The sequence below is a fragment of the Labrys okinawensis genome, assembly GCF_047345005.1.
In the GTDB taxonomy this organism is placed as follows: Bacteria; Pseudomonadota; Alphaproteobacteria; order Rhizobiales; family Labraceae; genus Labrys; species Labrys okinawensis.
The window spans coordinates 312,365-338,776 of sequence record NZ_CP178864.1; the positions used below are offsets into that span (position 1 = coordinate 312,365).

Annotated in this window: 27 protein-coding genes; 20 read left to right on the plus strand and 7 right to left on the minus strand. The window is 64.9% G+C overall.

All coding sequences use genetic code 11. From position 1 onward, the window contains the following. Window positions 1-104: 104 nt before the first annotated feature. The 3 genes from ACMDCR_RS01560 to ACMDCR_RS01570 are packed head-to-tail and all read right to left on the minus strand — an operon-like array spanning window position 105 to window position 2,592. On the minus strand, window positions 105-1,331 hold the full coding sequence (locus ACMDCR_RS01560; protein WP_413990829.1) for a UxaA family hydrolase: 1,227 nt from the start codon (window positions 1,329-1,331) through the stop codon (window positions 105-107). Then, a complete protein-coding gene (locus ACMDCR_RS01565; protein ID WP_413990830.1) occupies window positions 1,324-1,623 on the minus strand; it encodes a UxaA family hydrolase in 300 nt (99 codons plus the stop codon). Before ACMDCR_RS01565 ends, ACMDCR_RS01560 begins: the two co-directional genes overlap by 8 nt. A gap of 6 nt (window positions 1,624-1,629) precedes the next feature. Continuing rightward, window positions 1,630-2,592 carry a dihydrodipicolinate synthase family protein gene (locus tag ACMDCR_RS01570; protein WP_413990831.1) on the minus strand — a complete coding sequence of 321 codons (963 nt, stop codon included), beginning with the start codon at window positions 2,590-2,592 and terminating at the stop codon, window positions 1,630-1,632. Between the two features lie 274 nt (window positions 2,593-2,866). On the opposite strand from ACMDCR_RS01570, the gene ACMDCR_RS01575 reads away from it, so the two are divergent. The 12 genes from ACMDCR_RS01575 (at window position 2,867) to ACMDCR_RS01630 (ending at window position 17,967) form a co-directional block, all read left to right on the plus strand. Next, window positions 2,867-3,928, plus strand: coding sequence for a GlxA family transcriptional regulator (locus ACMDCR_RS01575; protein ID WP_413990832.1), 1,062 nt, complete (start codon window positions 2,867-2,869; stop codon window positions 3,926-3,928). A 432-nt stretch (window positions 3,929-4,360) separates the two neighbouring features. Beyond that, window positions 4,361-5,722: an extracellular solute-binding protein gene (locus ACMDCR_RS01580; protein WP_413990833.1), complete on the plus strand. Its 1,362-nt coding sequence runs from the start codon at window positions 4,361-4,363 to the stop codon at window positions 5,720-5,722. A 193-nt stretch (window positions 5,723-5,915) separates the two neighbouring features. Then, on the plus strand, window positions 5,916-6,833 hold the full coding sequence (locus ACMDCR_RS01585) for a carbohydrate ABC transporter permease (protein ID WP_413990834.1): 918 nt from the start codon (window positions 5,916-5,918) through the stop codon (window positions 6,831-6,833). Then, complete coding sequence (locus ACMDCR_RS01590; RefSeq protein WP_413990835.1) at window positions 6,833-7,708, plus strand: carbohydrate ABC transporter permease; 876 nt, start codon at window positions 6,833-6,835, stop codon at window positions 7,706-7,708. Before ACMDCR_RS01585 ends, ACMDCR_RS01590 begins: the two co-directional genes overlap by 1 nt. Next, window positions 7,705-9,171 (plus strand): aldehyde dehydrogenase family protein, encoded by a 1,467-nt coding sequence (locus ACMDCR_RS01595; RefSeq protein ID WP_413990836.1) that lies wholly within the window; start codon window positions 7,705-7,707, stop codon window positions 9,169-9,171. The genes ACMDCR_RS01590 and ACMDCR_RS01595 overlap by 4 nt, the downstream gene beginning before the upstream one ends. 55 nt (window positions 9,172-9,226) lie before the next feature. Continuing rightward, entirely contained in the window at window positions 9,227-10,447 is a 1,221-nt protein-coding gene (locus tag ACMDCR_RS01600; RefSeq protein WP_413990837.1) for a sialidase family protein, read from the plus strand. Window positions 10,448-10,458: 11 nt separating this feature from the next. Further along, complete coding sequence (locus tag ACMDCR_RS01605) at window positions 10,459-11,613, plus strand: exo-alpha-sialidase (RefSeq protein ID WP_413990838.1); 1,155 nt, start codon at window positions 10,459-10,461, stop codon at window positions 11,611-11,613. A gap of 30 nt (window positions 11,614-11,643) precedes the next feature. After that, complete coding sequence (locus tag ACMDCR_RS01610; protein WP_413990839.1) at window positions 11,644-12,729, plus strand: ABC transporter ATP-binding protein; 1,086 nt, start codon at window positions 11,644-11,646, stop codon at window positions 12,727-12,729. A gap of 663 nt (window positions 12,730-13,392) precedes the next feature. Further along, window positions 13,393-14,457: an FUSC family protein gene (locus ACMDCR_RS01615; RefSeq protein ID WP_413990840.1), complete on the plus strand. Its 1,065-nt coding sequence runs from the start codon at window positions 13,393-13,395 to the stop codon at window positions 14,455-14,457. Window positions 14,458-14,793: 336 nt separating this feature from the next. Then, window positions 14,794-15,288 (plus strand): peptide-methionine (R)-S-oxide reductase MsrB, encoded by a 495-nt coding sequence (gene msrB / locus ACMDCR_RS01620; protein WP_413990841.1) that lies wholly within the window; start codon window positions 14,794-14,796, stop codon window positions 15,286-15,288. A gap of 96 nt (window positions 15,289-15,384) precedes the next feature. Beyond that, window positions 15,385-17,229: a cytochrome c biogenesis protein DipZ gene (locus ACMDCR_RS01625; RefSeq protein ID WP_413990842.1), complete on the plus strand. Its 1,845-nt coding sequence runs from the start codon at window positions 15,385-15,387 to the stop codon at window positions 17,227-17,229. Window positions 17,230-17,322: 93 nt separating this feature from the next. Beyond that, window positions 17,323-17,967 carry a cysteine hydrolase gene (locus tag ACMDCR_RS01630; RefSeq protein ID WP_413990843.1) on the plus strand — a complete coding sequence of 215 codons (645 nt, stop codon included), beginning with the start codon at window positions 17,323-17,325 and terminating at the stop codon, window positions 17,965-17,967. A gap of 117 nt (window positions 17,968-18,084) precedes the next feature. On the opposite strand, the gene ACMDCR_RS01635 is transcribed toward ACMDCR_RS01630, so the two are convergent. After that, entirely contained in the window at window positions 18,085-18,336 is a 252-nt protein-coding gene (locus ACMDCR_RS01635; RefSeq protein ID WP_413990844.1) for a hypothetical protein, read from the minus strand. Window positions 18,337-18,701: 365 nt separating this feature from the next. Here ACMDCR_RS01635 and ACMDCR_RS01640 point away from each other — a divergent pair, with 365 nt between their 5' ends. From ACMDCR_RS01640 to mug, 8 genes are all read left to right on the plus strand, one after another. Then, window positions 18,702-19,304, plus strand: a complete 603-nt coding sequence (locus ACMDCR_RS01640; RefSeq protein WP_413990845.1) for a TetR/AcrR family transcriptional regulator — start codon at window positions 18,702-18,704, stop codon at window positions 19,302-19,304. 17 nt (window positions 19,305-19,321) lie between these two features. Then, the gene (locus ACMDCR_RS01645; protein WP_413990846.1) at window positions 19,322-20,023 is read left to right on the plus strand and encodes an SDR family NAD(P)-dependent oxidoreductase; all 702 of its coding nucleotides are present in this window, start codon (window positions 19,322-19,324) and stop codon (window positions 20,021-20,023) included. Between the two features lie 25 nt (window positions 20,024-20,048). Continuing rightward, window positions 20,049-21,233 (plus strand): acetyl-CoA C-acetyltransferase, encoded by a 1,185-nt coding sequence (locus tag ACMDCR_RS01650; RefSeq protein WP_413990847.1) that lies wholly within the window; start codon window positions 20,049-20,051, stop codon window positions 21,231-21,233. A 201-nt stretch (window positions 21,234-21,434) separates the two neighbouring features. Beyond that, window positions 21,435-21,953: a methylated-DNA--[protein]-cysteine S-methyltransferase gene (locus ACMDCR_RS01655; protein ID WP_413990848.1), complete on the plus strand. Its 519-nt coding sequence runs from the start codon at window positions 21,435-21,437 to the stop codon at window positions 21,951-21,953. 125 nt (window positions 21,954-22,078) lie between these two features. Further along, complete coding sequence (gene msrA, locus ACMDCR_RS01660) at window positions 22,079-22,603, plus strand: peptide-methionine (S)-S-oxide reductase MsrA (protein WP_413990849.1); 525 nt, start codon at window positions 22,079-22,081, stop codon at window positions 22,601-22,603. After that, on the plus strand, window positions 22,600-22,962 hold the full coding sequence (locus ACMDCR_RS01665) for a DUF488 domain-containing protein (protein ID WP_413990850.1): 363 nt from the start codon (window positions 22,600-22,602) through the stop codon (window positions 22,960-22,962). Before msrA ends, ACMDCR_RS01665 begins: the two co-directional genes overlap by 4 nt. Continuing rightward, complete coding sequence (locus ACMDCR_RS01670; protein ID WP_413990851.1) at window positions 22,959-23,597, plus strand: alpha/beta family hydrolase; 639 nt, start codon at window positions 22,959-22,961, stop codon at window positions 23,595-23,597. Before ACMDCR_RS01665 ends, ACMDCR_RS01670 begins: the two co-directional genes overlap by 4 nt. A gap of 6 nt (window positions 23,598-23,603) precedes the next feature. Beyond that, window positions 23,604-24,110, plus strand: a complete 507-nt coding sequence (mug, locus tag ACMDCR_RS01675) for a G/U mismatch-specific DNA glycosylase (RefSeq protein ID WP_413990852.1) — start codon at window positions 23,604-23,606, stop codon at window positions 24,108-24,110. Here the strand turns inward: mug and ACMDCR_RS01680 are convergent. The 3 genes from ACMDCR_RS01680 to ACMDCR_RS01690 are packed head-to-tail and all read right to left on the minus strand — an operon-like array spanning window position 24,080 to window position 26,387. Beyond that, the gene (locus tag ACMDCR_RS01680) at window positions 24,080-24,739 is read right to left on the minus strand and encodes a uracil-DNA glycosylase family protein (protein WP_413990853.1); all 660 of its coding nucleotides are present in this window, start codon (window positions 24,737-24,739) and stop codon (window positions 24,080-24,082) included. The two genes, mug and ACMDCR_RS01680, sit on opposite strands and share 31 nt — an antisense overlap. Beyond that, a complete protein-coding gene (locus tag ACMDCR_RS01685) occupies window positions 24,736-25,152 on the minus strand; it encodes an ACT domain-containing protein (protein ID WP_413990854.1) in 417 nt (138 codons plus the stop codon). Before ACMDCR_RS01685 ends, ACMDCR_RS01680 begins: the two co-directional genes overlap by 4 nt. Continuing rightward, the gene (locus ACMDCR_RS01690; protein ID WP_413990855.1) at window positions 25,149-26,387 is read right to left on the minus strand and encodes a CynX/NimT family MFS transporter; all 1,239 of its coding nucleotides are present in this window, start codon (window positions 26,385-26,387) and stop codon (window positions 25,149-25,151) included. The genes ACMDCR_RS01685 and ACMDCR_RS01690 overlap by 4 nt, the downstream gene beginning before the upstream one ends. Between the last annotated feature and the right edge of the window lie 25 nt (window positions 26,388-26,412).

Consider the following 26,412-nt stretch of genomic DNA (forward strand, 5'->3'; position numbering starts at 1 on the left):
GTTTACACGTAAACGCCAATTGCTCTAACTCTTTGTTTTAACGCGTCTTTGCGATTCCTGCCGATGACGTCAAATCGCAAAACTCCATGGCAGTCTCTTTTTTCTCACACCGGCAGGCAGCCGGGGCCGAGCGGTTCATAGGTCTTGTAGGCAAGTACGAATTCCTGGTGCCCGAGCGCTTCGGACTTGGTGGGCATGCCGGAGGCGGCGGCTGCAACGGCTTCCACCACATGGCGGCCGACATCCTCCACCGTCTCGACACCGTCGGCGATAGTGCCGCCGTTGACGTCCATGTCGCCCTCCATGCGCTCGAAGACGCGGCTGTTGGACACGCCCTTGATCACCGGCGCCAGGGCCTGCCCCACCACCGAGCCCGCCCCGGTGGTGAAGATGATCAGGTGGCAGCCGCTCGCCACCATCTCGGTGATGGTCTGCGTGTCGTTGATGTTGGGAATGCCGTAGCGAACGGGGCCGTCATTGACGGTGTCCATCAGATAGAGCCCGCCATGGGGTGGCTGGATGCCGGGCTTGATCACGCCGCTGATGGGGCGCGAACCGCTCTTGGCATAGGCGCCGAGGGATTTTTCCTCCAGCGTCGACAGGCCGTACTTGATATTGCCGCCGCCGAAGCTGCCATGGCCGAGATCGCTGTAGTAGCGGTCGGCCTTGCGCACGGCCTCGCGCAGGGCCTCGCCGAGATCGGGCGTGATGGCGCGCCCTGCCATGTGCTCCTCGCAGCCGATCAGTTCGCAGGTCTCCTCGAACATCACGGTGGCGCCCGCATCGACCAGGAGGTCGACGGCATGGCCGACGGCCGGGTTGATGGTGACGCCGCTGAGCCCGTCCGAACCGCCGCATTTGGTGCCGATCACCAGATCCTCGAAACCGAAGGGCACAGTGGCGGCGGCCTTGAGGGCGGCAAGCTGCGCCTCCACCCAGGCGCGGCCGAGTTGCGTGGTGCCGGCGGTACCGCCAGAGGCCTGGATGGTGAAGAGTTCGACCGGCCGGCCGGAGGCCTCGATCGCCGATTTCAGCTTTCTGCGCTGGAATTCCTCGCAGCCGAGCGAGACCAGCAGCACCGCGCCCACATTGGGATGGGTGCACAGATCCGTCATCGCGCGATGGGCATAGTCGCTGGGATAGCAGCCGGGAAAGCCGATGAGCTGCACGCCGTCTTCCTCATAGGGCGCGGCGATTCTGCGGGCGACATGGTGGGCACATTCGACCAGATAGGCCACGACGAGATAGTTGCGGATGCCCTTGCGCCCGTCCTGGCGCAGGTAGCCGCGCATGGCGCCGGCGTTTTCGAAGGCATGAGCGAGGCTATTCATAGTGGTCCTCGTCATTGTTGAGGTAGCGGCTGGCGACATTGTGGACATGCACCAGCCGCCCCATCGGGATATCGGCCCTGGTCACCGCCACCGGCACGCCGAAACGCAGGATCAGGGCGCCTCTGGCAATGTCGGCGAGGGCGATCTTGTGGCCCTGCGGGATGGCCTCGCCGGCTTCGAGCGCCCTGCCGGCGATGGTTCGGGCGAGGCTGCCGGCCGCGATATCCCGCAGCGCGATACCGACATTGTCGTTCGGCGCAAGGATCACCATGTTGGCGGCAGCTTCAGCCATGAATCATCAAGCCTCGACCAGATTCGGCGTGCCGATGGCGCGCATCATCGCGAGCGCCGGAGCACGGTAGCGCTGGCGCGCATCGCGCGTCGGCGGGCGGCAGCGGCTGGAGGGCAGGCCAACCAGTTCCATGCATAATTTATCGAGATAGCCGTCGCCGCTGGTAAAATCGCGCTCGATCTCGACCCAGAGCTTGTAGAAGGGCATGGCCTCTTCCACCAGCATGCGCGCCACTTCCGCATAGTTGCCCGCGCCGATCTCTCGGACCAGCTTCAACCCCCATTGCGGCCAGAAGTTGCACAGATGCACTTCGAAGGCCCGCGCCCCGAGGGCTGGCATCGGGCTGAAGGCGAAGAAGAGATTGTTGTCGATGATGGTAAAGCGCTTGGAGAAGCGGGAGGTGACGCTCTCGAACTCCATGGCATCGGTGCGCGGCGTTGCCCATTTCAGGCCCACGACATTGGGAATTTCGGCAAGACGCTCGACCATGGCGAAGGAGATGTTCGTGGTGGTCCAGAACGTATTATAGATGATGATGCCGATGTCGGGGGCGGCTTGCGCGGCCGTGCGCACGAATTCTTCGAAGTCGCCTTCCGTATGGGCAAAGTAGAACGGGCAGGAAACCTGGATGAAATCGGCGCCGATGCGCTGGGCCGCCTTGGCGAGGCGGACGAGTTCGAGCGTGGACGTGGTCTGCGCTCCCATGGCGACGGGCACGCGCCCGGCCACCTCCTCGACCACCACCTCTGCCACGCGCACGCGCTCCTCGAAGGTCATGGTCGAGAAATCGCCCGCGGCGCCTCCGGCCAGGAACACCGCATTGTCGGCCGTCAGCCCGCCATCGATGAGGAAGCGCACATAGGTGCGCAGGGCATCCTCGTCGATCGGGAAGCCTTCCGCGTCATGAAACGGCGTCGGAACCGTCACGTAGCAACCTTCGAGCTTCTTCTTCAAAACGTCGGTCTGCACGGCCGTTCTCTTTCCCTTGAAGCGTCGGCATCCTGAAGCGTCAGCACCCGGCAATGCGCCGATGTTCGCGGCGCAGGTAGCGCCGTGTTCGCAGTCGCTTCGATGTCCGTTGGCTGCTCGTGGCGACCGCCGAGCCGGCGGCCGCTATGTCGTCTGAACGATAGCTTGCTATCATAGTTCACACGATTGAGCCGAAAGAGTTGACTTTCCTGGACAGTGAATGGACATTTTTAGACAAACGCGCATTCGCATGATGTCTCAGGGACGGTGAACCATGGTTGTCAGCGGAGCGCAGGTGGCGCATGGCACAAGCGGGGCGGATACGCCGGCGCCGGCCTTCAACCTGATCATGCAACCGGAATTTCCGCTGAACGCTCTCATCCTTGCGAGCGAGGCCTTGCGCATAGCCAACCAGAACAGCGGCCGGGAGCTCTTTCGCTGGCGTTTCGTATCGGAAGACGGCGCGCCGGTGCGGGCCAGCAACGGCATGTGGATGTCCGCCGACGACAGCCTGCAGACCATGCCGCATGCCGATTACTACCTCGTCTTCGAGGGCAACCTGCCCGTGCAGCGCAATTCCCCAAGGCTTCTCAACCAGTTGCGCGGCGTGGCCCGGTTCGGCGCCACCATCGGGGCTGTCGATACCGGCTCCTTCGCGCTGGCGCAGGCCGGCCTCGTCGACGACCGCCAGGTCGTGCTGCACTGGGAGGCCGTTCCTTCCTTCAAGGAGCGCTTTCCGCAGGTCAGCGTCAATGGCCAGATCTATCTCGTCGAGAACCAGCGCATTACCTGCGCCGGCGGTGTCGCCACGCTCGACATGATGCTCGATATCATCGGCCGGCTGAAATCGCCCACGCTGGCCAATGAGGTCGCCAACGCCCTCGTGCATACGCCGCGCCCGGCCAGCGCGCCGCAGCGGCTCGACGATCGTCCCAAGCTCGCCAAGCTGACCCTGTCCGACCGCATTCTCGCGTTGATGGAGCGTCATCTCGACTTTCCGCTCTCGCTGCAGGAGATCGCCCACCGCTTGGACGTATCGCACAAGACGGTGCTGCGCGAATGCCAGCGCAGCTTCGAGGAGACGCCGATGCGGCTCTATCTGCGCATCCGCCTGCAGGCCTCGCGCAACATGCTGTTCTATGAGGAATTCAGCATAAAGGACGTGGCGACGGCCTGCGGCTTTTCCTATCCATCCGTCTTTGCGCGGGCTTTCCTCGCCCAATTCGGCATGTCGCCGCGTGCCTTCCGCGACACGCTGCGCCGGGGACAGAGCCAGACCTACCGGCCCGAGGTGCGGCGCCTGTCGATCACGCCGCCAACGGGTGAGGCGCAGTAGCGGGCTGGACGAGGTGAAGCGGCCGAGAGTGAGGCTCGTCGCCGCCTCCTTTCCCTCGCGAATAATGACCTTCTCATGATGATAGCGCTCCACGCTGTCCATTGGAGCAAACAGTGAGACTATTTTCGTCAACTCTGCGCAGCAAACTGGTTCACTATAGCGTCCAGCCTGGGGTCGTGAGCGGCAAATAGTCCGTAAAGTTACTCACGCCCGTCGCGACTAGAAAGAGAATGAAGCCGATAGCCACGCAGAAATGCTGTTTCTGCGAACGTTCGAATTTTGCCGTCGTCAAGTCTAAGGCTGCTTCGAAAACCTAGCATTGCCTTGCGTCCAGTCGCTGCTCAAAGCCAACCCTCTGCGATGAACAAGATCAAAACTTCGCGAGGTCCACGAGAAAGAGCGAGCATCAGCTCGAGCCGGAGAGGGATAGAGATGAAGATCAAGACAGACTTAGCTGGCACCACCCTGGCGGGCCTGCCCCTGCTCGGGGCCAGCCGGCGCGAATTCCTTGTCGGGGCCGGCGCGGCCGCCTTCGTCGCCAGCGCCCCCTTCCTTGCCGCCCGCCCCGCCATCGCCGCCGATCCCATCGAGATCGTGCACTGGAGCTGGCTCGCCGCCTCCGACGGCGAGGTCTGGGCCAAGATGATCGACAGTTTCAACGACGCCCACAAGGACAAAGGCGTCAAGATCCGCATGGAAGTGGTGCCCGAAGAGCAATATGTCACCAAGGTCCTTGCGGCTGCCGCCACCGGCAAGGCGCCGGATTTCGGCTGGGGCACGGCCGGCAAGGGTGCCGCATTGGCCCGCGATGAGGTCACCGTTCCGCTCGACGACCTTGCCAAGCAGGCCGGTCTGGACCTGTCGGACTTCTCCGAATCCTCGCTGACCGCTGCGCGCTATCCCAAATATGACAACAAGCTCTTCATGGTCCCGATGGACCTGATGAGCCTGCAGCCCGAGATCAATCTCGACATTGCCAAGGAAGCGGGCCTCGACCCCTCCAAGCCGCCAACGGATGCCAAGAGCCTGCTCGACTGGGCCATGGCGATGACCAAGCGCGAAGGCGACAAGGTCACGCGCTCCGGCATCATGATGACGGGCTCCGGTGTGCAGACGACCGTGACGTGGGGCATCATCGCCGCCCAAATGGGCTTCCGCCGCGCCAGCGACGATCTCAAGACGGCCTGCGTCAATCCGGACGCCGGCAAGGCCGCCATGCAATGGGTGCTCGACCTTTTCGACAAGCACAAGGTTTCCACGCGCGACGTCACCGATCGCTACAAGGCCTTCGGCACCGGCCAGGGCGGCATTTTCTGGACGGGGCCGTGGACGCTCAACGGCTATCTCGGCCAGAAGCTGAACTTCCAGACCTCGCTCTTCCCCAATGTGGGCGGCACGCTGCGCACCTATCGCGAGGAGGGGGGTCTCGAACTCTACGTCCAGCCCGACAAGGGCCGTTACGAGGCGACAATGCAGGCCGTCAAATGGCTGTCGGACAACAGCTTCCTGTGGACCACCGTCGGCCGCGGCGCCTCGCCACGCAAATCCATCCTATCCCGTCCCGACTACAAGACGGCAGGCGCGCCCTGGAACGTGCGCGGTCCCTTCGTCGAGGGCATGGATTTCGCCACCGAAGGCGAGATCCCGGTCGTCGCCGGCCCTGACTTCACCATCTATTCGCCCGGCAACTTCCTGGCCAAGACGCTCGACGGCGTCTGGGCCGGCCAGACCACCATCGACCAGGCCATGTCGCAGATCCAGGACCAGTGGCAGCGCGGCCTCGACGAGGGCTGAGCCGGGGAGGCGCGAGGAATTCGGAGTGTCGATCTCCGATCGACATCTTGGAAGCGATGCACTTGGAAGATGTCGATCGGAGATCGACACTCCGCCTTTGGCGCACCTGAGCATCCCAGGTGGCGCTCATGACATCGACAGTTGGGTCCGGCATCTCTTGCCGGACCTTGGAACCGCCGTCCGGATGTAGGCCATGAGTACCGTAACCCTCATCGACAAGCAGTCAGCCCGCCGCGGCCCCAAGGCGGATGACGACAGGCGCATCGATGCGGTCGGCTACCTCTTCGTGGCCTTCTTCACCATCCCCTTCTTCCTGTTCAACATCCTGCCGGTGTTCTTCGGCATCTATGTCGGCTTCACCCGCTGGAGCATCGTCGGCAGCCCGCGCTGGATCGGTTTCGACAACTACACGCAGGCCTTCCATGACAAATGGGTCTGGGTCGGCTTCGAGAATATGCTGCTCTACGGCCTGCTGATCGTACCGAGCGTCACGGTTCTCGGCCTCGTCTTTGCTCTCTTCGTCAACAGGGGCTACCCGCTGTCCGGCCTGGCGCGTGCGCTGTTCTTCGCGCCCAATGTCGTTTCGGCCACGGTGATCGGCCTTGTCTGGGTATGGCTGCTCGACACCCAATACGGCCTGCTCAACCACTATCTCGGCTCCTTCGGCATCGAGGCGGTACCTTGGCTCACCTCGACGCGATGGTCGCTGGTGGGCGTCAGCATTGCCTCGGTCTGGTGGGATCTCGGCCTGGCCTTCGTGCTCTTCCTCGCGGCGCTGCAGGACATTCCTTCCGATCTCACGGAGGCGGCGATGGTCGACGGCGCTGGGCGCTGGAACCGGCTGCGCTTCATCATCCTGCCCCATCTGCGCCCCGTGCTGTCAATGGTGGTGACGCTGCAGCTGATCTCGACGCTGCGCATCTTCAGCCAGGTCTATGTCATGACCAATGGCGGCCCCGGCACCTCGTCGCAGTCACCGATCTACTACGTCTACCAGATGGCGATCGTGCGCAACCTGTTCGGCTATGCCTCGGCCATCGCCATCCTGCTCTTCATCGGCATCCTGGTGCTGACCTTCCTGCAGCGTTTCCTTCTCTCGGAGCGGGCCTGATGAGCGTCGTGCCCAGAAGCGTCCAGAACTGGCTTGACGAGCGGCGGATGACGGCGGTCGACCTGCCCATCTGGGCACTCGGCATGATCGTGGCGGTGGCCTGGTTCGCGCCCTTCATCTGGATGGTCTCGACGTCGCTGAAATACCCGGCCGACGTGATGACGCAGGACATCGAATGGCTTCCGCGCCGGATCACTTTCGATAATTATATCAAGGTCTTCAGCTATCCCGTGGTGCGCTGGGGGCTCAACAGCCTGATCCAGGCGGTGGCGTCCACGGCGCTCTCGGTCCTGTTCGGGGCGATGGCCGGCTACGCGCTGGCGCGGCTCAAGTTCCCGGGACGCGATGCCCTGTTCGCGCTCTTCCTGGCCTCGCTGATGATTCCGACCGAGGTCTCCATCGTTCCCATGCTGCTCGGCTTCATCAAGCTCGGCTGGGCCTCGAGCTACCAGGCGCTGATCCTGCCGACCATCGGCAATGTCTTCAGCGTCTACATCTTCCGCCAGTTCTTCCTCTCTTTCCCGCGCGAGATCGAGGAGGCGGCGCGGGTCGATGGCGCCGGGCCGTTGCGCCTGTTCTTCCTGATCGCTCTGCCGCTTGCTCGCGCGCCGGCGATCGCCGCCACCGTGATCCTGTTCACGCTGAACTGGAACAACTTCCTCTGGCCGCTGCTGGTGACCTTCGATGAATCGATGAAGACGCTGCCGGTCGGCATCGCGGCCTTCACGCCGGTGGTCGGCACGCACACGCAGCTCGAAGGCTTCTCCGTCGCCATGGCGGCGGTAACCATCCTCAGCGTCCCCAGCCTGCTGCTGTTCTTCTTTCTGCAGCGCTACTTCATCCAGGGCATTTCGCAAGGAAGTATCAAGCAGTGACCGTCCAATCCCGAGATGCCGAGCTCGGCCTCGATCTGCCGCGCTCTCTGTTCATCGACGACGTCTTCGAGGCGGCTGCCTCCGGCGAGACCTTCGCCACCATCGATCCCAGCACCGAAGGGGAACTCGGCCAGGTGGCCCGCGGCGGTGCCGCCGATGTCGACCGCGCCGTCGCCGCCGCCAAACGCGCGACCAGGGGCGATTGGCTGCATCTCACTCCAGCCCAGCGCGGACGGATGCTGTTCGAGCTCGCCGATGCCATCGCCGCCCGCAGGGATGAGATCGCCCGGGTCGAAACGCTGGATGTCGGCAAGCCGCTGAAGGAGTCCCGCGGCGACGTCGACGGCGTGGTCGCCACATTGCGCTACAATGCCGGGGCCGCCGACAAGCTCGAAGGCGCCACCATTCCGCTGGGCCGTTCGGTGATCGATTTCACCTTGCTGGAGCCGGCCGGCGTCACCGCTCATATCGTGCCCTGGAACTATCCGCTCGGCATGCTCGCCCGCTCGGTCGCGCCGGCGCTCGCCGCTGGCTGCACGGTGGTGATCAAGCCGGCCGAGCAGTCGCCGCTCAGTGCCATGCTGTTCGCCCAATGCTGCCGCGAGGTCGGCCTCCCCAAGGGCGTTGTGAATGTCGTCACCGGCTATGGCGAGGAGGCCGGCGCGGCCCTCGTCGCCCATCCCGACATCCGCGGCATCACCTTCACCGGTTCGGTCGAGACCGGGCGGCTGGTCTATCAGGGCGCGGCGCGTGGGCTGAAGCCGGCAGTGCTCGAGCTCGGCGGCAAGAACCCAGTGATCCTGTTCGAGGACGCCGACCTCGACCGCGCGGTCGTCGATATCCTCGACGGCGCCTTCGGCAATTCCGGCCAGGTCTGCTCGTCCTCTTCCCGCCTGATCCTGCACCGCGCCATCCATGACGCGTTCCTGGAACGGCTGGCCCACGCGGCCCAGGGGCTAACGGTCGGCCCCGGCCTCGCCGATCGCGACCTCGGTCCCGTGGTCTCGGCCGAACAGTATCAGCGCGTGAACGCCTACGTCGAAAAGGGGCGAGGCGAGGGCGCGCGGCTGCGGCTCGGCGGCGGCCGGCCCCAAGGCCTCGACCGCGGCTATTTCGTCGAGCCGACCATCATCGACTGCGTCGAACCCTCCCATGTGGTGGCGCGCGAGGAGATTTTCGGCCCGGTGGCCGTTGCTCTTTCCTTCGAGACGGAGGAGCAGGCGAGGGCGCTCGCCAACGGCCTCGGCTACGGCCTTGTCGCCGGCCTTTACACCCAGGATATCAGCCGTGCCTTGCGTCTCGCCCAGGATATCGAAGCCGGGTCCGTCTGGATCAATGGCTGGTTCATCGGCGGCCAGCAGGCGCCCACCGGCGGCATCAAGGACAGTGGCGTTGGCCGCGAGCGCGGCCTGCCCGGCATCATGAACTACGTGCAGATCAAGAATGTCGGCATCCGCCTCTAGGCAGGGTGCTGCTCGGCCATCTCAAACCTCAAACCGGAAACGCGAGACAGAAGTCATGGACCAAGTTGTGGGCGGTATCAGCCAGATCGAGCATTACGATATCTTTCGCCATCCAGAGCACTGCGTGAACCAGATTGCGATGCGGACACTGAAGAACGGCGACCTGCTGGCGGTGTTCAACGAAGAGCGCTTCCCCTTCCATCATGACAGCGGCCAGACGCTGATGACCCGCTCCACCGATGGCGGCAAGACCTGGAGCGAGCCGCATGTCGTGCTGCCCTGGAGCGCTACCGAAGGCAATTGGGATTGCGGCATCTGCGAGCTGGAAGACGGCACGCTTCTGGTCAATCTCACCATCACCGGTTTCTTCAAGCGCGGCGTGCGCCCGGAGCAGCCCTCCTGGTCCTCCCATCCGATGACGCCGGAATGGGGCGACTGGACCTGGACCTACAAGCTGCAGGGCTGGCTCGGCACCTATGTGATCAAGTCCACCGACAATGGCGCCACCTGGACCAGGCCGATCCCGGTCAACGTCCGCCCGCTCAAGCATGGCGGCTGCCGTCTCGGCTCCTGGCAGTTGCCCAACGGCTCGCTGCTGATGGGCCTCTATGGCCGCATCCACGGCTATGAGGAGGAGGGCGAGGGCGAGACCACGCGCTCGGCCCTGATGCGCTCGGACGATGGCGGCGACAATTGGGAATATTTCTCGACGCTTGCCTATGATCCCGCCAGCATCATCGACTATGAGGAGCCGGCGCTGCTGCGCCTCAAGGACGGCCGCCTCGTCTGCTTCATGCGTACCCACACCCAGCCGAGCAGCGACGCCAGGAACATGGTGATGACCATCTCGGAGGATGATGGCTTCTCCTGGACGCCGCCGAAATGGACCAATATCTGGGGGTATCCGGCCGAGCTGATCGCGCTCCAGGACGGCCGCTACCTCATGGTCTACGGCTATCGCCGGCCACCCTATGGCGTGCGCGGCCTCATCTCGGAAGACGGCGTCACCTGGGACGTGAAGAACGAGTTCGTCATCCGCGAGGGCGGCGTGCCGGGCAAGACCGTTACCGATACGCCCGGCTCCAGTCGCATGACGCCGGAATCGGGCAAGATCGCCGGCGGCGGCGTGAACTGGCATCACCCGGGCATCTACCAGCATATCGGCTATCCGAGTGTGGCCCAGGTCGCCGATGGCACGGTGGTCTGCTCCTATCATGAATGGAGTGACGACCCGAAGCCGCTGCAATATGTGCGCTGCACGCGCTTCCGGGTCTGAGCGCGACCACGATGCGGACCGATGTGGCTGACATGGGGGTCGAGGTGATGGAGCGCAGGGTGCTCCAGCGGGATCCCCATGCCTATTGCGCTCATCCGCATCTCGCCGTTGCCACCGACGGCGCCTTCCTTCTGGTGTTCAACCGGGCGCCGAGGCGGGTGCTGACGTTGCACCCGCCGCAGGATCCGGAGTTCCGCAATGTGCTGATGCGGTCGGAGGATGAGGGGCGGAGCTGGAGCGCGCCTGCCGTGGTGCCGGCCTACGACTGGAGCGGCGTCGAATGCGCGGGGCTCACGGCGCTGCGCAACGGCCGCGTCCTGCTCAACCAATGGCGCTTCGAATGGCTGCCCTTGCCGCTCGCCCGCACCTTGGGCCGCACCGATCTCACCTTGCCCGGAACCCTGATGCGCCATCTGGTCGCGTCGCCCGAGCTTGACAGCTTCACCGGCGCGCACCCTGCCGAGCAGGGCCTCGCTGAGCAGAGTTTTCCCTGGGCGCGTGGCGGCGGCGAGACTGTGGTGCATCTGTCGGATGATGGTGGGCGGACATTCATCACGACCTCCCGTATCGACACTCTGCCTTTCAGTGGCGGCTACGGCATGCGCGGCGCGCTGGAACTGCCCGATGGTGATATCCTGCTGCCGCTCTCGGACGTGCCGCATTACCGAGCTGTCTTTACGGTGCGCTCACGTGACGGCGGCGACAGCTGGGGCGCACCGATGCTGGTAGCCGCGGGGCACGGCCATGAATTCGAGGAGCCGGCGCCGTTGCTGCTGCCCTCCGGGCGTATCCTCATGCTGCTGCGGGACAATGTCAGCCGCATCCTGCATGCCGTGGTTTCCGACGATGGCGGCCTGAGCTGGTCGAAGCCCATGCCGACGGGCATAGGCAGCTATCCCGCGCAGCTGATCGCTCTGCCCGGCGGCGAGATCGCCTGTGTCAGCGGGCAGCGCTCGCCGCCCTTCGGCATCATGCTGCATCTCTCCCGCGACCAGGGTCGGACCTGGGGATCCCAAGCAATCGCACTCGCAGATGATTTGCCGACCAAGGATCTGGGTTATCCCACAGTTGTCAGGCGCGCGGGCGGCGATCTCGTGGTTGTGTTCTACGCCCGGGATCGCGAGGGCGTGACCGGCATTCACAGCCTGACGGCGAGGCTCTCGTGACTTCGGCAAGCTTTTCCCAGGGTGGCCCTCATGTCGCATGTTGAACTAGCCGGCCTGGTGAAGCGGTTCGGCACCTTCGAAGCCATTCGCGGCATCGACCTCGCGATGCCGGACGGCGCCTTCACGGTCTTCGTCGGCCCCTCGGGCTGCGGCAAGTCCACCTTGCTGCGGCTGATCTGCGGGCTGGAGGTACCGAGTGAGGGCACAATCCATTTCGACGGCCGCGACATGCGGGGCGTGCCGCCGGCGGGGCGCAAGCTCGCGATGGTGTTCCAATCCTATGCACTTTATCCGCATATGTCGGTGGCCGATAATATGGGCTTCGCGCTCAGGATGGCCGGAGTGCCGAAAGCGGCGCGCGCGGCGCAGGTCGCCAGGGCGGCCGAGACTTTGCAGATCACCCCCCTGCTTGCCCGCCGCCCCCGCGAACTCTCGGGCGGCCAGCGCCAGCGCGTGGCGATCGGGCGCGCCATCGTGCGCGAGCCTTCGCTATTCCTGTTCGACGAGCCGCTCTCCAATCTCGATGCGGAGCTGCGGGTGGAAATGCGCTTCGAGCTAGCTGAACTGCACCGCCGGCTCAACGCCAGCATGATCTATGTCACCCACGACCAGGTGGAGGCGATGACGCTCGCCGATCGCATCGTCGTGCTGCATGACGGCCAGATCGAGCAGGTGGGATCGCCTGCCGAACTCTACGAGCGGCCGGTGAACCGCTTCGTCGCCAACTTCATAGGCTCGCCCCGCATGAATTTCCTGACCGGGCGTGTTACTGCCCTGCCGCCGGATGCGATCGAGATCGCCATCCCCGGCATCGATCCTGCTCGCCTGACCCTGCCGCTTCGGGAAAGCGGCTCGTTGGCCGTTGGCGATGGCATCGAGATCGGCATCAGGCCCGACGAATTGCTCATCGGCGAGGGCGGCGCTGCAAGCCTGCCCGTCAGGGTCGAGTTCAGCGAATATATCGGCGGCGCCATGTATCTCCACGCGCCCAGCCACCAAGCGGGCCGCCTGACCATACGCTGCCCGGGCACCCGGGCGCCGCAGGGCACTCTCATGCTCGGGATCCCGCGCGAGAGATGCCATGTCTTTACAACGGGCGGGCAGCGGCTGTCATAAGAGCTCGGCAGGAAAAATCGGCGCAACGTCGACTTTTTGTCATCGCCGGGCTTCGTCCCGGTGATCCAGGCGCCTGCAGGCATGGCGAAGGTCGCAGCTGGAGGCCCGGGACGAAGCCCGGGGATGCCAAAAACCGAGGCTCTCGCGTCACTGTCGTGATTTTCGAGCGAGTTTCCTAAAGCAAAATGCGTTCGGGTAGGAGCGGATTCCGAAATTAACCTACTGGAATCAAAAGCATTTTGCGATTCTTGATGATTCGATCTGAAAGTAGAACGCGCTAAGTCGCCCCCAGCAGGTCGACGAGGATGGCGAGGAAGATAGCGGTTACCAGGGTGGATGCGAGCATGGTCAAGCCTTTCCTATCTGGGGCTGTCACGATAGCGGCCTGACATTTCCTGAATTCGCGGCGTTCGTTTCCGCAAGCGCTCAAAGTCGTGGCGCTTTGCCGTCAATTTGGGGGTGGCGTAACCGTCGAGAGCAAGCTCCGTCTTGCTCCTGCTGTGATCTAAGCTTTGAAGGTTAAGGAAATTTCTCCTCCAAGGCGACTTATTCTGTTGAGTCGTGCTGATGTTGGGTGCCCGAATGGGCCTTGCATGTAGAGGCAACGTCTCCTAACGATCATAATACTGGCTTTCCAAGTTCGACGTCTTGGCTGAGGCGCGCATGGGAATGGTGGTCCTCGACTGGCTGGAAAGGCTCGATCCGGGAACGCATCGCCGCATCCGGGGCCTGAGGCTCGTCACGGCCTACGGGATCGCGGCCATGCTCGGCCTGATGCCGCAGATCGCGCAGCATGCCGGCAATAATGTCACGCTGAGCGTGATCGCGGGGAGCTTCGCGCTCTGGGCGAGCGTTTCGGAAAATCGCGCCACCCGCTGGGAGAGTTCCCGGGACCTTTTGCTCTTTTGCGGCAGTGCCGGCATTGGCGCCCTGAGCTATGTGGTGCTCGTCCACGTGCTCAACCTCGTCGGGGCGGCGGGGCTCGAACTGCCGCTGGTAAGCGGCGCCTTCTGCGTGGGCTATTTCAAGCGCTTCACGCCTTTCAGTGCCGGCATCGGCTCGCAGATCTTCATCGGCCAGCTCCTCGCCTACAGCGCCAGGCTGCGTCTGGACGACGCCGATGTGGTGGGCATTGCGACCATGATCGCGATGGTCGCCGCCGTCGTGCCGCGCCTTCTGAGCGGGCCGGCCGAACATCCGATCCTGATGGCGACCATGCCGGTTTCGACCGACTTCGACGACTGGCTGCCCATCGAGTTCATCATGGGTCTTCAGGCCGCGGCTGCCGCGCTGGTGATCGTGGGCCTGAATGGCGAATTCGGCCTCGAGAAGTCGTCCTGGGCTATCTGCGCCTGCACCTTCGTCATCACCAATTCGACGGTGGCAACGCTCGCCCGGATACGCGGCCGCATTCTTGGAACCATGGTCGGCGTACCGCTTGCCATCGCCTTCCTTCCGCTTGCCATCAATGCGCCGCTCCTTGTCTGGGTTGTCGCGGCCATCGCCATGATCATCTACGCCATGGCCTTTCCGGAACGCTATGATGTCGCCTGCGGGGCCTATGCCTTCGCCTTGATCGTGACGCTGGCCGTCTCCGGCGAACGCTCCTTCTACGAGCTTGCCGCCCGCGCCTGGGAGACGGTCGTCGGCGGCACCCTGGGCATGGCCGCGGCAGTCCTGCTGCGGCCCCTGTTTTCGAGGCACCGAAAATCGCCTGCCGACCCCTGAGGAGATAGACCAGACAATCGCGGGACTCGACTTCTTGGTCATTGCCGGGCTTGTCCCGGCAATCCAGAGGCGCGCGAACGCGGACGGAGGTCGCGCCTGGATGCCCGGGACAAGCCCGGGCATGACAAAGTCTGCACCCTCTTCCGCCATCGCGCGCTTTCTGATTCAGGCTCCGAAGAGCCGGTAGCGGCCCGCAATTTCTGCTGAAGCGGGCCGGCGGCTCTCACGAAACGATCAACTCGTCGTGACGGGCGTTATTCCCGTAACGAAATAGCGTATGCGTTCGTAGCCGATTGCGGGTGGTTCCAATCCACCGATCAATCCTGGAGAAGCACCATGCTGAACCGTCGCACGATCCTGAAATCCGGCGTCTGCGCCAGCGCCCTCCTCGCGGCGGGCCGCGTGCTGGGCAATGGCGCCGCGCTCGCTGCCGGTGCGGATCATCTCAAGCTTACCGACGCCGAATGGCACCAGCGCCTCACCGACGACCAATATGCTGTGCTGCGGCAAGAGGCGACCGAGCGTCCCTTCACCAGCCCGCTGCTGCATGAGGAGCGTACCGGTGTGTTTACCTGCGCGGGTTGCGACCTCGCGCTGTTCTCCTCCAAGACCAAGTTCGACAGCGGCACGGGATGGCCGAGCTTCTGGGCGCCGCTCGACAACGCCGTGTCGACCAAGGAGGACAATTCCTTTGGCATGACCCGCACCGCGGTTGCCTGCCGGCGCTGCGATGGACATCTCGGCCATGTCTTCGACGACGGTCCGAAGCCGACCGGCCTGCGCTATTGCATGAACGGCGTGGCGCTCAAATTCGTGGCGGCGGCGGCCTGAATTTTTCCGACGCTCGTGTGTTTCCGGCAGGTGCCGGCGCCGGGCCGCAATGTGTCCGGCGGTGTCGGGGCGTTCCTTTCCTTCCAAGGCTAGACGATGCTGCTTTTTATCGTGTCCTATCTCGGCGGCGTGCTGACCATCCTCAGCCCCTGCATCCTGCCGGTCCTGCCCTTCGTCTTCGCCAGGGCAGACAAGCCTTTCATCAAGAGCGGCTTGCCGCTGCTGCTCGGCATGGCCCTCACCTTCGCCGCCGTCGCCACGCTTGCCGCGGTGGGCGGAGGCTGGGCGGTGCAGGCCAATGAATACGGCCGCTGGATCGCCATGGGCCTGCTGGCGATCTTCGGCGTGACCCTGCTCTTCCCGCATCTGTCCGACTGGCTGACGCGTCCGCTGGTTTCGGCCGGCTCGCGCCTGTCGCAGGCGGCGTCGAGGCAGGACGGAAACGGTTCTTCTGTCGGACCCTCCTTCCTGCTCGGTATCGCCACCGGCCTGCTGTGGGCGCCTTGCGCCGGCCCAATCCTTGGCCTCGTGCTATCCGGCGCCGCCCTGCAGGGGGCCAATGTGCAGACCACGGTCCTGCTCCTCGCCTATGCCCTCGGCGCTGCAACTTCGCTTGCCTTGGCGCTCCTGATCGGCGGGCGCGTGTTTACGGCGATGAAGAAGTCGCTCGGTGTCGGCGAGTGGATCCGCCGCGGCCTCGGCGTGCTGGTGATCGCCGGCGTCGGCGCCATTGCCCTCGGCCTCGATACCGGCTTCCTGACACAGGTCTCGCTGGCCAGCACGTCGGCCGTCGAACAAGGCCTGGTCGACAAGGTGAGGCCCATTCCCTCCGACACCCAGCCGACTTCCTCGGTGATCGCCAAGAGCGACCAGAATTCCGGCGATCAGAATTCCGGCGACCAGAACTCGATGATGATGAGCGCCAACCCGGCCATGATGATGAAGGCCAAGCCCGCCGGGGGCGGCGAGACGCTGCCGGTCGAGGGGCAACTGCCTTCGCTCTCGGGCGCGGTCGAATGGCTCAACACGCCGCCGCTCACCGCCGAGGGCCTGCGCGGCAAGGTGGTAGTGGTCGATTTCTGGACCTATTCCTGCATCAACTGCCTGCGCTCGATCCCCTATGTCCGGGCCTGGGCGGAGAAATACAAGGATCAGGGCCTGGTGGTGATCGGCGTCCACGCCCCGGAATTCGCCTTCGAAAAGAATGCCGACAACGTCAAGCAAGCCGTCAAGGACCTTAAGATCGACTATCCCGTCGCCATCGACAACAATTATGCCATCTGGCAGGGCTTCAACAACGAGTACTGGCCGGCGCATTACTTCATCGATGCGCAGGGCCGCATCCGCGGCCACCATTTCGGCGAGGGTGACTACGACAAGTCCGAGCAGATCATCCAGCAATTGCTGAAGGAAGCCGGCAAGACCAATGTCGCGCAGGGCGTTGTCCAGGTCGAGGCCAAGGGCGCGGAAGCCGCGGCCGACATGAGCGACGTGATCTCACCGGAGACCTATATCGGCTACGACCGGGCCGACAACTTCATCGCGCCCTCCGGCATGGTTGTCGACAAGTCGCAGGTCTACGCCAAGGCCGGTTCGCTCGATCTCAACCAGTGGACGCTGTCTGGCGACTGGACCGTCGACAAGGAAAAGGCGACCCTCAACGCCGCCAACGGCAGCATCACCTATCGCTTCCATGCCCGCGACCTGCATCTGGTGCTCGGGCCGGGCGGTGGCGGCAAGCCGGTGCGCTTCCGTGTCCTGGTCGACGGCAAGGCGCCGGGCGACGATCACGGCGTCGACATCGATGCCGACGGCAACGGCACCATCACCAACCAGCGGCTCTACCAGCTGATCCGCCAGAACAAGCCAGTCGCCGACCACACCTTCGAGATCGACTTCCAGGACCCGGGCGCCCAGGCCTTCGCCTTCACCTTCGGGTGAAGACCCTGACAGCGATCGCGGGAGGTAGTCTCGCCTTTGGCGTCATATTGATCCATACATAGCGCGAACTTCGCCAAGTCCAGGAGACGACTTATGGATCCGAAATCGACAGCCGTGGTTCTCATCGAATACCAGAACGACTTCACCACCGAAGGGGGCACCCTTCATGGGGCCGTGAAAGGCGTGATGGAGCAGACCAACATGCTCGCCAACACGGTGGAGACCGTGAAACAGGCCCGGGCCGCCGGTGCCACCATCGTCTTTGCGCCGATTACCTTCACCGAGGACTATCACGAACTGCGCCCTAGTCCCTATGGCATCCTCAAGGGCGTCGTCGACAGCAAGTCCTTTCGCCAGGGCTCCTGGGGCGCCGAAATCGTCGACGTGCTGAAGCCTGAACCCGGCGACATCGTGATTGAGGGCAAGCGCGGCCTATGCGGCTTCGCCACCACCAATCTCGACTTCATCCTGCGCAGCCGCGGCGTCCAGACCATCGCGCTCGGCGGCTTCCTGACCAATTGCTGCGTCGAATCCACCATGCGTACAGGCTACGAGAAGGGCTACGACGTCGTTACCTTGAAGGACTGCACGGCGACGCTGAGCGAGGAAGAGCAGCGCCTGGCGGTGGAGAAGAACTATCCGATGTTCTCCCGCCCGATGATGCATCAGGAATTTCTCGCGGAGCTGAGGGGGGCCGGCGCCGCCGAGACCAAATCGCGCGGCTACGAAGCGGCCTAAGGCGGAGCAAATGCACCAAACACGGAATGTCGATCACCGATCGACATTCCCGGGGAACGGCGACCGATGAAGAGTGGCAATCCCACCTTCAGCCGCTCGTGTTTGTACCGCAGCGGGTCAATCGAACTGCAGCTCGACCCCGGTCGCATCCTTCGGGTCGAAGCGCTGGCTGTTCAGCGCTCGCTCCATCTCGTCGAGCACTTTCGCCCGGGCGGCATCGTCGGCCGGCGAGACACGGAATGTCAGAGCATAACGGTCGTTGACGATGGCTGCCTTGGCAACGACGGCCGATTTAACATTGGCCCGTGCAATCGCCGCGACCTCCGCCAGCCCTTGCTGCGTCGGGCCCTTCAAGGCACTCACCGCCATGTCCTGCTCCCACCAGAGCGTCCCGATCCAGAGGCACCATAGTTGAGCGAAAGGCTGGGGCAAGCCCGAAATCCGGCGTGGCACGATGTTGTGATGATGGGCGGGATATGGCCTTGAGGCGTGGCGCGATGGCCGATCCGGGTGCCTAGGAGGCAATGGCGGCCGGTTGGGAGGAGGCGCGCGAAACACGGAGTGGCGGTCTCCGGCCGCCATCTTCGGAAGCGTTACATCTACAGGATAGGGTAATGGCGGTCGGAGACCGCCACTCCACGCTCGGCCCGCGGCCCAGCCATGCAGCTATCGCGCTTGAATTAGATGTCGAACATCATCTAAGCTAAACGTCGTCCGTAACCCTGGAGTCTCCCTTGCGCGTCTCCCGTGAACAGGCTGCCCGCAACAAGGAGCGGGTCATCGAGGCGGCGGACCGGCTCTTTCGCGAGCGCGGCTTCGACGGCGTCGGCATCGATGACCTGATGGCGTCGGCCGGTCTGACGCGTGGGGGCTTCTACAAGAGCTTTGATTCGAAGGAGGCGCTGATCGAGACGGCCTGCCGGCAGGCGGCAGAGCGTTCGCAACGCCGCTGGGACCGACTGCTGGCGCGTGGAGAAGATCCGTTGGCGACGCTGGTTTCCTCCTATCTGTCCATGGCGCATCGGGACAATCCTGCCGACGGATGTCCCTATGCCGCTCTTGCCGGCGAGACGGGGCGGCGCGAGAGACCCGTGCGCGGCGTCTTCCGGGAGGGCATCGAGGCCGCCGTCGCCAGGCTCTCCCGCTTCATGCCGGGGCGCGTCGCGGACCGCCGGCGCGAGCAGGCAATGGCTGGCCTCGCCACCATGCTGGGTGCCGTCGTGCTGGCGCGGGCGGTGGACGATCCCCATCTCTCCGAAGAGATTCTCGCCGCAGCCCGGCGGGTGCTGCTGAACGGGGAAACATCGCCAACCCCCAGAAATCAAGGCGGCGGATAGCCGCCGGAGGATCCTTCATGACCGATACCCCCTTTTCCACCGCCCTGATCGTCGGGGCTGGCCAGGGCATCAGTGCCGCCGTCGCCCGGAGATTCTCCGCGGCTGGACTGAAGGTCGCCCTGGTGGCTCGCAACGCCGACAAGCTGGCCGGCCTCGCCAGCGAGATCGGCGCGCTCGCGCTACCGGCCGATGCGACCGATGCCTCTGCCGTCGCCGATGTCTTCGAGAAAGTAAGCCGGCAAATCGGTACGCCCGATGTCGTCGTCTACAACGCCTCGGCTCGCGCCCAGGGGCCGATTGCCGAGCTCGACCCGGAAACCGTGCGCAACGCCATCGCCGTGAGCGCCTTCGGCGGCTTCCTGGTCACCCGCGAGGCGGCCCGGCGGATGCTGCCGCTCGGGCGTGGCGCCATCCTGCTCACCGGTGCGAGCGCCAGCGTCAAGGGCTTTCCCCAGTCCGCTGCCTTCGCCATGGGCAAGTTCGCCCTGCGCGGCCTTGCCCAGAGCAGCGCCCGCGAACTGGGGCCGAAGGGCATCCATGTTGCCCATATCGTCATCGACGGCGGCGTGCGTAGCACCGTGCGCCCGGATCCCGCCGATCGGCCGGATTCCACCCTGTCGCCCGAAGGCATCGCACAGACCTATCTCGATCTCATTCGCCAGCCACGCGATGCCTGGTCGCTCGAAGTCGAGCTCAGGCCCTGGGTCGAGCATTTCTGACCCTCATTCCCATAGGAGTTTTGTCATGGCACATGCCGATATCGTCCTCAGCCATCCCGTCCGCACGGCGATCGGCGCTTATAACGGCTCTCTAAAGGGCACGCCGGCCACCGAGCTCGGGGCCACCGTGGTGCGCGAGACGCTGCGTCGCGCCGGCCTCGATGCCGGCAAGGTCGGCTCGGTGGTGATGGGCAACGTCATCCAGGCTGGCAATCGCATGAATCCGGCCCGGCAGGCCGCCATCGGCGGCGGCGTACCGGTTACCGTGCCCGCTCTCGCCGTCAACCGCGTCTGCGGTTCCGGCGCGCAGGCGGTGGTGAGCGCCGCACAGCAGATCATCGCGGGCGAAATCGAGGCGGCGGTTGCCGGCGGCATGGAGAACATGGATCGCGCGCCCTATCTGATGGATGGAGGGCGCTGGGGCTATCGCATGGGCCCGGCCCAGATCCTCGACAGCATGCTGACCGATGGCCTGAACGACGCCTTTTCCGGGGAGCATTCAGGCTGGCACACGGAGGATCTGGTTACGCAAGTGCAGCTCACCCGCGAGGCGCAGGACCGTTTCGCCGCCCGCTCGCAGCAGAATTTCGCCGTCGCCCAGAAGGCGGGCAAGTTCGCCGAGGAGATCGTGGCGGTGGAGATCAAGGGCAAGAAGGGGCCGGAGAGCTTCGCCACGGATGAGGCGCCGCGCCCGGACACCACGGCCGAGGTGCTCGCCAGGCTGAGACCCGCGTTCCGCAAGGACGGCACCATCACGGCCGGCAATGCCCCCGGCCTCAACAGCGGAGCGGCGGCGATGATCGTGTCCTCCACCGCCTTTGCCGAGAAGGAGGGGCTCACGCCTGCCGGCCGCCTCGTGGCCTATGGCATCGCCGCCGTTGAGCCCGGCCTGTTCGGCCTCGGCCCGGTGCCGGCTATCCGCATCGCCCTGGAGCGGGCGGGCTGGAAGCTTGCCGACATCGACCGCGTGGAGATCAACGAAGCCTTCGCCGCCGTGCCCCTCGCTGCCATCCAGGAGCTGGGCCTGCCCGAGGACATCGTCAATGTCGAGGGGGGCGCCATCGCCCATGGCCATCCGATCGGCGCCACCGGCGCGGTGCTGACGACGCGCCTGCTGCACTCGCTGAAGCGCGACGGCCTGAAGCGCGGCATCGTGAGCCTGTGCATCGGCGGCGGCCAGGGTATCGCGCTGGCGCTGGAGACGGTGTGACGGGCAAAGTCTTTTGGCGGTGCGGTCTGGGGGACGGGTCATCAGACTCGGCTCTTGGCTGCGGCCGCCGCCTGAAGAGCCGGGTCTGATGACCCGCCCCCCGAAACGGCATTGTGCCGTGCAAAGCAGGAACCGGGTCGTGAGCCCGGATATTCGGCGCTATCCATGATCCCAAGCCCGATGGCTCAAGAGGAGAGTGTGATGTCCGACCGTATTCGCTATGCCTGGGGCAGCAGTTCCCTCGGCGATTTCCTGGTGGCTGCTTCTGACAAAGGGCTGGTCGCTTTCGAGTTCGGCAATGAGTGGGAGGGTTTGCTGGACACCCTCCAGGAGCGTTTGCCGGAGGCCATGCTCGAACCCGATGACATTGGTCTCGCCGAAGCCGTTACCAAGCTCGCCCGCCTCATCGATCATCCCGAGGAAGATCCAGGCCTGGCGCTCGATCCTCGCGGGAACGGCTATCAGCTCAAGGTCTGGCAGCTCTTGCGCGAGATCCCGGCCGGCGAGATCACCTCCTATGGTGCGCTCGCGGCCAGGCTCGGCACGCGCGATCCCCGCGACCTGACGAAGGCGATCGCCGACAATGCCCTCGCCATCCTCATTCCCTGCCACCGCGTGCTCAAGAAGGACGGCTCGATTTCCGGCTATCGCTGGGGCGTGCGCCGCAAACGGGCGCTGCTCGAGCGCGAACGTCTGGCCGTGGCGCAGCGGGCGGCCTGAGTCGCGCCCTTTAAAACAGCTTGCCCGCCCCCCCTCGCTCCGATCAACAAAAGTTGTGCCGGCTCGAAAGTGCAGGTTAGAGTGCCTATATCCGGCTCTGCAAAATCAAGCTCAAGGAGTTAGACATGACAGCGTCAACTGAACGGGCGGTCCTGGCCGGCGGGTGCTTCTGGGGCGTGCAGGATCTGGTAAGGCGCCAGCCCGGCGTGATCTCCACGCGGGTGGGCTACACCGGCGGGGATGTGCCCAACGCGACCTATCGCAACCACGGCAGCCATGCGGAAGGGATCGAGATCATCTTCGATCCTACGAAGACCAGCTTTCGCAATTTGCTGGAGTTCTTCTTCCAGATCCATGATCCGACCACGCGCAACCGCCAGGGCAACGATATCGGCATGAGTTATCGCTCGGCGATCTACTATACGAGCGAAGAGCAGAAGCGCATTGCCGAGGACACCATCGCTGACGTCAACGCCTCCGGCCTGTGGCCCGGCAAGGTCGTGACCGAGGTCGAACCAGTCGGCTCCTTCTGGGAGGCCGAGCCGGAGCACCAGGACTATCTGGTGCACTATCCCGATGGTTACACCTGCCACTTCGTCCGCCCCAACTGGAAGCTGCCGGTACGCAGCCAGGCCACGGCGGCCGAGTGACGGAAGGGCTGCGCATCAAGCGTATCTACGATCCAGCCTCGCCCGACGACGGGCAGCGCGTCCTGGTCGATCGGGTCTGGCCGCGCGGGATCAGCAAGCAGACGGCATCCCTGAGCCTCTGGCTCAGGGAGATCGCCCCGAGCACGGTCCTTCGCCAGTGGTTCGGACATCGACCAGATCGCTGGGATGTATTTCGTGGCCGCTATCACGCCGAGCTCGATGCCAATGAAAGCGCCGTCGCCACGCTGCGTGAGCTTGTCAAAGCCGGCCCGGTGACGCTTCTTTATGGCGCCCACGACACAGTTCACAACAATGCGCAGGCGCTGGTCGACTACCTGCGCGAGAATGAGCGGCGATGACGAGTTTCCTGTTCGACGGACCTGGCGATAGCAGCCACACCATCCTTCTCGCACATGGCGCCGGCGCACCGATGGATTCAGCCGCCATGACGGCCAGTGCCGCGGCGCTCGCCGAGGCAGGTTTCCGCGTCGCGCGCTTCGAGTTCGCCTATATGGCTGGCCGCCGCGGCGGCGCAGGCGTCAAGCCGCCACCCAAGGCGGAGAAGGTGATGCCGGAATATCGCACCGCCGTCGACGCGCTCGGCGCCAGCGGACCGCTGATCATCGGCGGCAAGTCGATGGGCGGGCGCGTCGCGAGCATGATCGCCGACGAACTCCATGAGCAGGGCAAGATCGCAGGTCTCCTCTGCCTCGGCTATCCCTTCCATCCGCCGGGCAAGCCGGAGCAGTTGCGCACCGCCCACCTCCTGGCGATGAAGACGCCGGCCCTGATCGTGCAGGGCACGCGCGATCCCTTCGGCACGCTGGAGGAGGTTTCCACCTATACGCTCTCCAAGGCCATCGAGATCCTCTGGCTGGAGGACGGCGACCATGATCTCAAGCCGCGCAAGGCCGTGTCGGGCTTCACCGCTGCCGACCACATGAAGACGATGGCGAAGACCGCCTCGGCCTGGGCTGCAAGAGTGGCGCCCTGACGCTTCATGGCCGACGCCCTTCCCGATATCCTGGCTGAGCACCTCTCGGTGATCTTCTGCGGCATCAATCCCGCCGCGACTGCTGCAGCGGCCGGCCATAGTTTCGTCAGTCCCAGCAATCGTTTCTGGCGGGCCCTGCACCTCGCCGGCTTCACGCCGGTGCAACTGCGCCCGCAGGACGATGCCACGCTCGTCAAGTACGGCTACGGCCTCACCGCCGCGGTCAGCAGGCCGACCCGCAGTGCCTCGGACCTTTCGCGAGGCGAACTGGTCGCGGCTGGCGCGGCGCTGGAGGCCAGGATCAGCCGCTATGCCCCACGCTTCGTGGCTTTCCTCGGCAAGCCGGCCTATGCAGCCATTGCCGGCAAGGCGGAGATCCCCTGGGGACCGCAGTCCGACCGTTTCGGCGGCGCCTCGGTCTGGGTCCTGCCCAACCCCAGCGGCCTCAACCGGGCCTTCACGCTTGAAGCGCTGGTGGAAGCCTACCGATCGCTGCGGCTGGCGTTGGACTGATCACTCTCCCCCAGCAGCCGCGCCACATCCGCCCGGAGCACCGGCAGCAGATCCGTCTCGAACCAGGGGTTGCGCTTCAGCCAGCCGCTGTTGCGCCAGGATGGATGGGGCAGCGCCAGCATGCGCGGGCGGCTCTCTCCGGCGTAGATCTCGCGCCAGCGCGCCACCGTTCCTGTCATTCCGCTGCCAAGGACCTGGGCTCCAAGATGCCATTTCTGCGCATATTGGCCGATGAGCAGCATAAGCTCGATCTTCGGCATCTGCCCGAAGATGCGATTGCGCCATGTCTCGGCGCATTCGCGCCGTGGCGGCAGGTCGCCGCCGTCGGCATCGAGACCCGGGAAGCAGCAGCCCATTCCCACGATCGCCACCTTGTTCGCGTCGTAGAACACATCCTCGCCGATGCCGAGCCAGCCGCGCAGCCGCACGCCGGAGGGATCGCTGAAGGGCCGGCCGGATCGGTGCACCCGGATACCGGGCGCCTGGCCGGCAATGCAGAGACGTGCCTCGCTGGAAGCCTGGATCACCGGACGCGGCTCATGCGGCAAGGCGGCGCCGTAGCGTGGTGCGTCCCGGCAGATGCGGCAGGCGCGAATCTCGGCGAGCAGGCTGTCGAGCGCGGCGCTCAAGCCCTTCCCTCGCGAGCGGCCGCCGAAAGCTCGGTGAGAAGGCGCATGGCCTCTTCGGCTCGCTCGGCGGGAACGAACAGGTGGTCATGGTAGAAGGCCGAGACCGGGTTCACGCCTATGCCGGCTGCGGCGAGATGACGGGTGATGGCGGCGAGGAAGCCGACGGCCTCGAGTGAGGAGTGCACTTCGAGGGTGATCATGCGGCTGGGGAAGATGCCTTCAAGGCTCGCCTGCGTGGCAGCTTCCTCCGACAGGATCACTGTCAGCCCCTCAGCCTCTCGGAAAGACATCACCGGAGTGATGGAGGCGGGTGTTGCAGCGCCGTGAGGCAGCGTGGCGAAAACGAAGCGGCCGGGCTGGAGCGCCGGCGTCATGGCGGCGAGAAGGCGTGCAAGATTGGTCTCGCCACTCATGGTTCCACCCCTGCCTTTATGACCTCGTTGCGTCCGGCCTCCAGGGCGGCCCAGGAGCCGATGAAGGCAATGAAGAGGAACAATAGGATCGGTGCGGCGAAGCTGCCGGTGGCGCCGCGCAGCACGCCGGCGAGCAGGGGGCCGAAACCGGCCAGGATATAGCCGACGCCCTGCGCCATGCTGGACAGCCGGGCCGCCACATTGGCGTCGGGCGAGCGCAGGATGATCAGCGTCATTGCCAGCGCGATCAGGCCGCCCTGGCCGATGCCGTTCAGCACGCCGCCGATCCAGGCCAGCGAAAGCGGCAGAAGGTAGCAGCCGGCAAAGCCGAGAGCCCCGAAGCCGAACATGAGGAGGCAGGCCCAGCGCTGGTCGCGACCGCGCGTGGCGAGTGCCGGCAAGGCGAGGCAGGCCAGCATCTGGACGACCACATCGAGCGAGAGGACGAAGCCGGCGCTGGCGCTCTCCATGCCGCGGTCGCGCAACATCGGCGCCATCCAGCCGAAGACGATATAGGCCATGGCCGATTGCAGGCCCATGAGCAGCGTCACCTTCCAGGCAAGGCGATTGCGGAACAGGCCGTGGACCGCGGGCCTCATCCCAGCGGCGTGCCGGCCGGTCTTCAGGGCCTGCGGCGCCCATATCAAGGCAGCCGCCAGGGCTGGCAGGCCCCATGAGGCGAGGGCCGCCGGCCAGCCGCCGGGCAGGGACTTCTCCAAAGGCACCGTGAAGGCGGCGGCAGCCGCCGCGCTGCCACAGAGCGCCATGGTGTAGAGCCCCGTCATCATGGCGACGCGCCGGGGGAAATCGCGCTTCACCAGGCCGGGCAGCAGTACATTGATCACCGCGATGCCGGCGCCCGCCAGGAAGGAGCCCGCAAACAGGAAAGGTGGCAGGCCGAGCCCGCGCAACCCCGTGCCGAAGGCGATCAGCAGCATGCACGCGAAAATCGCACGTTCAGGCCCGAAGCGCCGGGACAATGCCGGGGCCGGGAAGGAGAAGATGCCGAGGCAGACCACCGGCAGCGTGGTGAGCACACTGGCCCAGACGGGGCCGAGGCCGGTGTCGCTGATGATCTCGGGCAGCACGGTGGAGAGGCTGGAGAAGACGGCGCGCAGATTGAAGGCGATCAGCACCAGGCTGATGCCGAGCAGGGGGCCGGCAGCAGCGGTGGGCGCCCGAACAGACGCTCCGGCAGGCGAACCCGCGCCCGGATCAAAAACCTTGTCGCTCAAAAATCTTCGTTTCGAAAGGAATGCG

Bases quoted from the DNA above. Each gene is read 5' to 3' on its own strand.
- ACMDCR_RS01585 (WP_413990834.1), top strand. From the start codon at position 5,916: ATGAGTACCGTAACCCTCATCGACAAGCAGTCAGCCCGCCGCGGCCCC.
- ACMDCR_RS01670 (WP_413990851.1), top strand. From the start codon at position 22,959: ATGACGAGTTTCCTGTTCGACGGACCTGGCGATAGCAGCCACACCATC.
- ACMDCR_RS01600 (WP_413990837.1), top strand. From the start codon at position 9,227: ATGGACCAAGTTGTGGGCGGTATCAGCCAGATCGAGCATTACGATATC.
- ACMDCR_RS01630 (WP_413990843.1), top strand. From the start codon at position 17,323: ATGGATCCGAAATCGACAGCCGTGGTTCTCATCGAATACCAGAACGAC.
- ACMDCR_RS01650 (WP_413990847.1), top strand. From the start codon at position 20,049: ATGGCACATGCCGATATCGTCCTCAGCCATCCCGTCCGCACGGCGATC.
- ACMDCR_RS01565 (WP_413990830.1), bottom strand. From the start codon at position 1,623: ATGGCTGAAGCTGCCGCCAACATGGTGATCCTTGCGCCGAACGACAAT.
- ACMDCR_RS01560 (WP_413990829.1), bottom strand. From the start codon at position 1,331: ATGAATAGCCTCGCTCATGCCTTCGAAAACGCCGGCGCCATGCGCGGC.
- msrA (WP_413990849.1), top strand. From the start codon at position 22,079: ATGACAGCGTCAACTGAACGGGCGGTCCTGGCCGGCGGGTGCTTCTGG.
- ACMDCR_RS01605 (WP_413990838.1), top strand. From the start codon at position 10,459: ATGCGGACCGATGTGGCTGACATGGGGGTCGAGGTGATGGAGCGCAGG.
- ACMDCR_RS01635 (WP_413990844.1), bottom strand. From the start codon at position 18,336: ATGGCGGTGAGTGCCTTGAAGGGCCCGACGCAGCAAGGGCTGGCGGAG.
- ACMDCR_RS01590 (WP_413990835.1), top strand. From the start codon at position 6,833: ATGAGCGTCGTGCCCAGAAGCGTCCAGAACTGGCTTGACGAGCGGCGG.
- ACMDCR_RS01610 (WP_413990839.1), top strand. From the start codon at position 11,644: ATGTCGCATGTTGAACTAGCCGGCCTGGTGAAGCGGTTCGGCACCTTC.
- ACMDCR_RS01615 (WP_413990840.1), top strand. From the start codon at position 13,393: ATGGGAATGGTGGTCCTCGACTGGCTGGAAAGGCTCGATCCGGGAACG.
- ACMDCR_RS01575 (WP_413990832.1), top strand. From the start codon at position 2,867: ATGGTTGTCAGCGGAGCGCAGGTGGCGCATGGCACAAGCGGGGCGGAT.
- ACMDCR_RS01625 (WP_413990842.1), top strand. From the start codon at position 15,385: ATGCTGCTTTTTATCGTGTCCTATCTCGGCGGCGTGCTGACCATCCTC.
- ACMDCR_RS01645 (WP_413990846.1), top strand. From the start codon at position 19,322: ATGACCGATACCCCCTTTTCCACCGCCCTGATCGTCGGGGCTGGCCAG.
- ACMDCR_RS01685 (WP_413990854.1), bottom strand. From the start codon at position 25,152: ATGAGTGGCGAGACCAATCTTGCACGCCTTCTCGCCGCCATGACGCCG.
- ACMDCR_RS01655 (WP_413990848.1), top strand. From the start codon at position 21,435: ATGTCCGACCGTATTCGCTATGCCTGGGGCAGCAGTTCCCTCGGCGAT.
- mug (WP_413990852.1), top strand. From the start codon at position 23,604: ATGGCCGACGCCCTTCCCGATATCCTGGCTGAGCACCTCTCGGTGATC.
- msrB (WP_413990841.1), top strand. From the start codon at position 14,794: ATGCTGAACCGTCGCACGATCCTGAAATCCGGCGTCTGCGCCAGCGCC.
- ACMDCR_RS01580 (WP_413990833.1), top strand. From the start codon at position 4,361: ATGAAGATCAAGACAGACTTAGCTGGCACCACCCTGGCGGGCCTGCCC.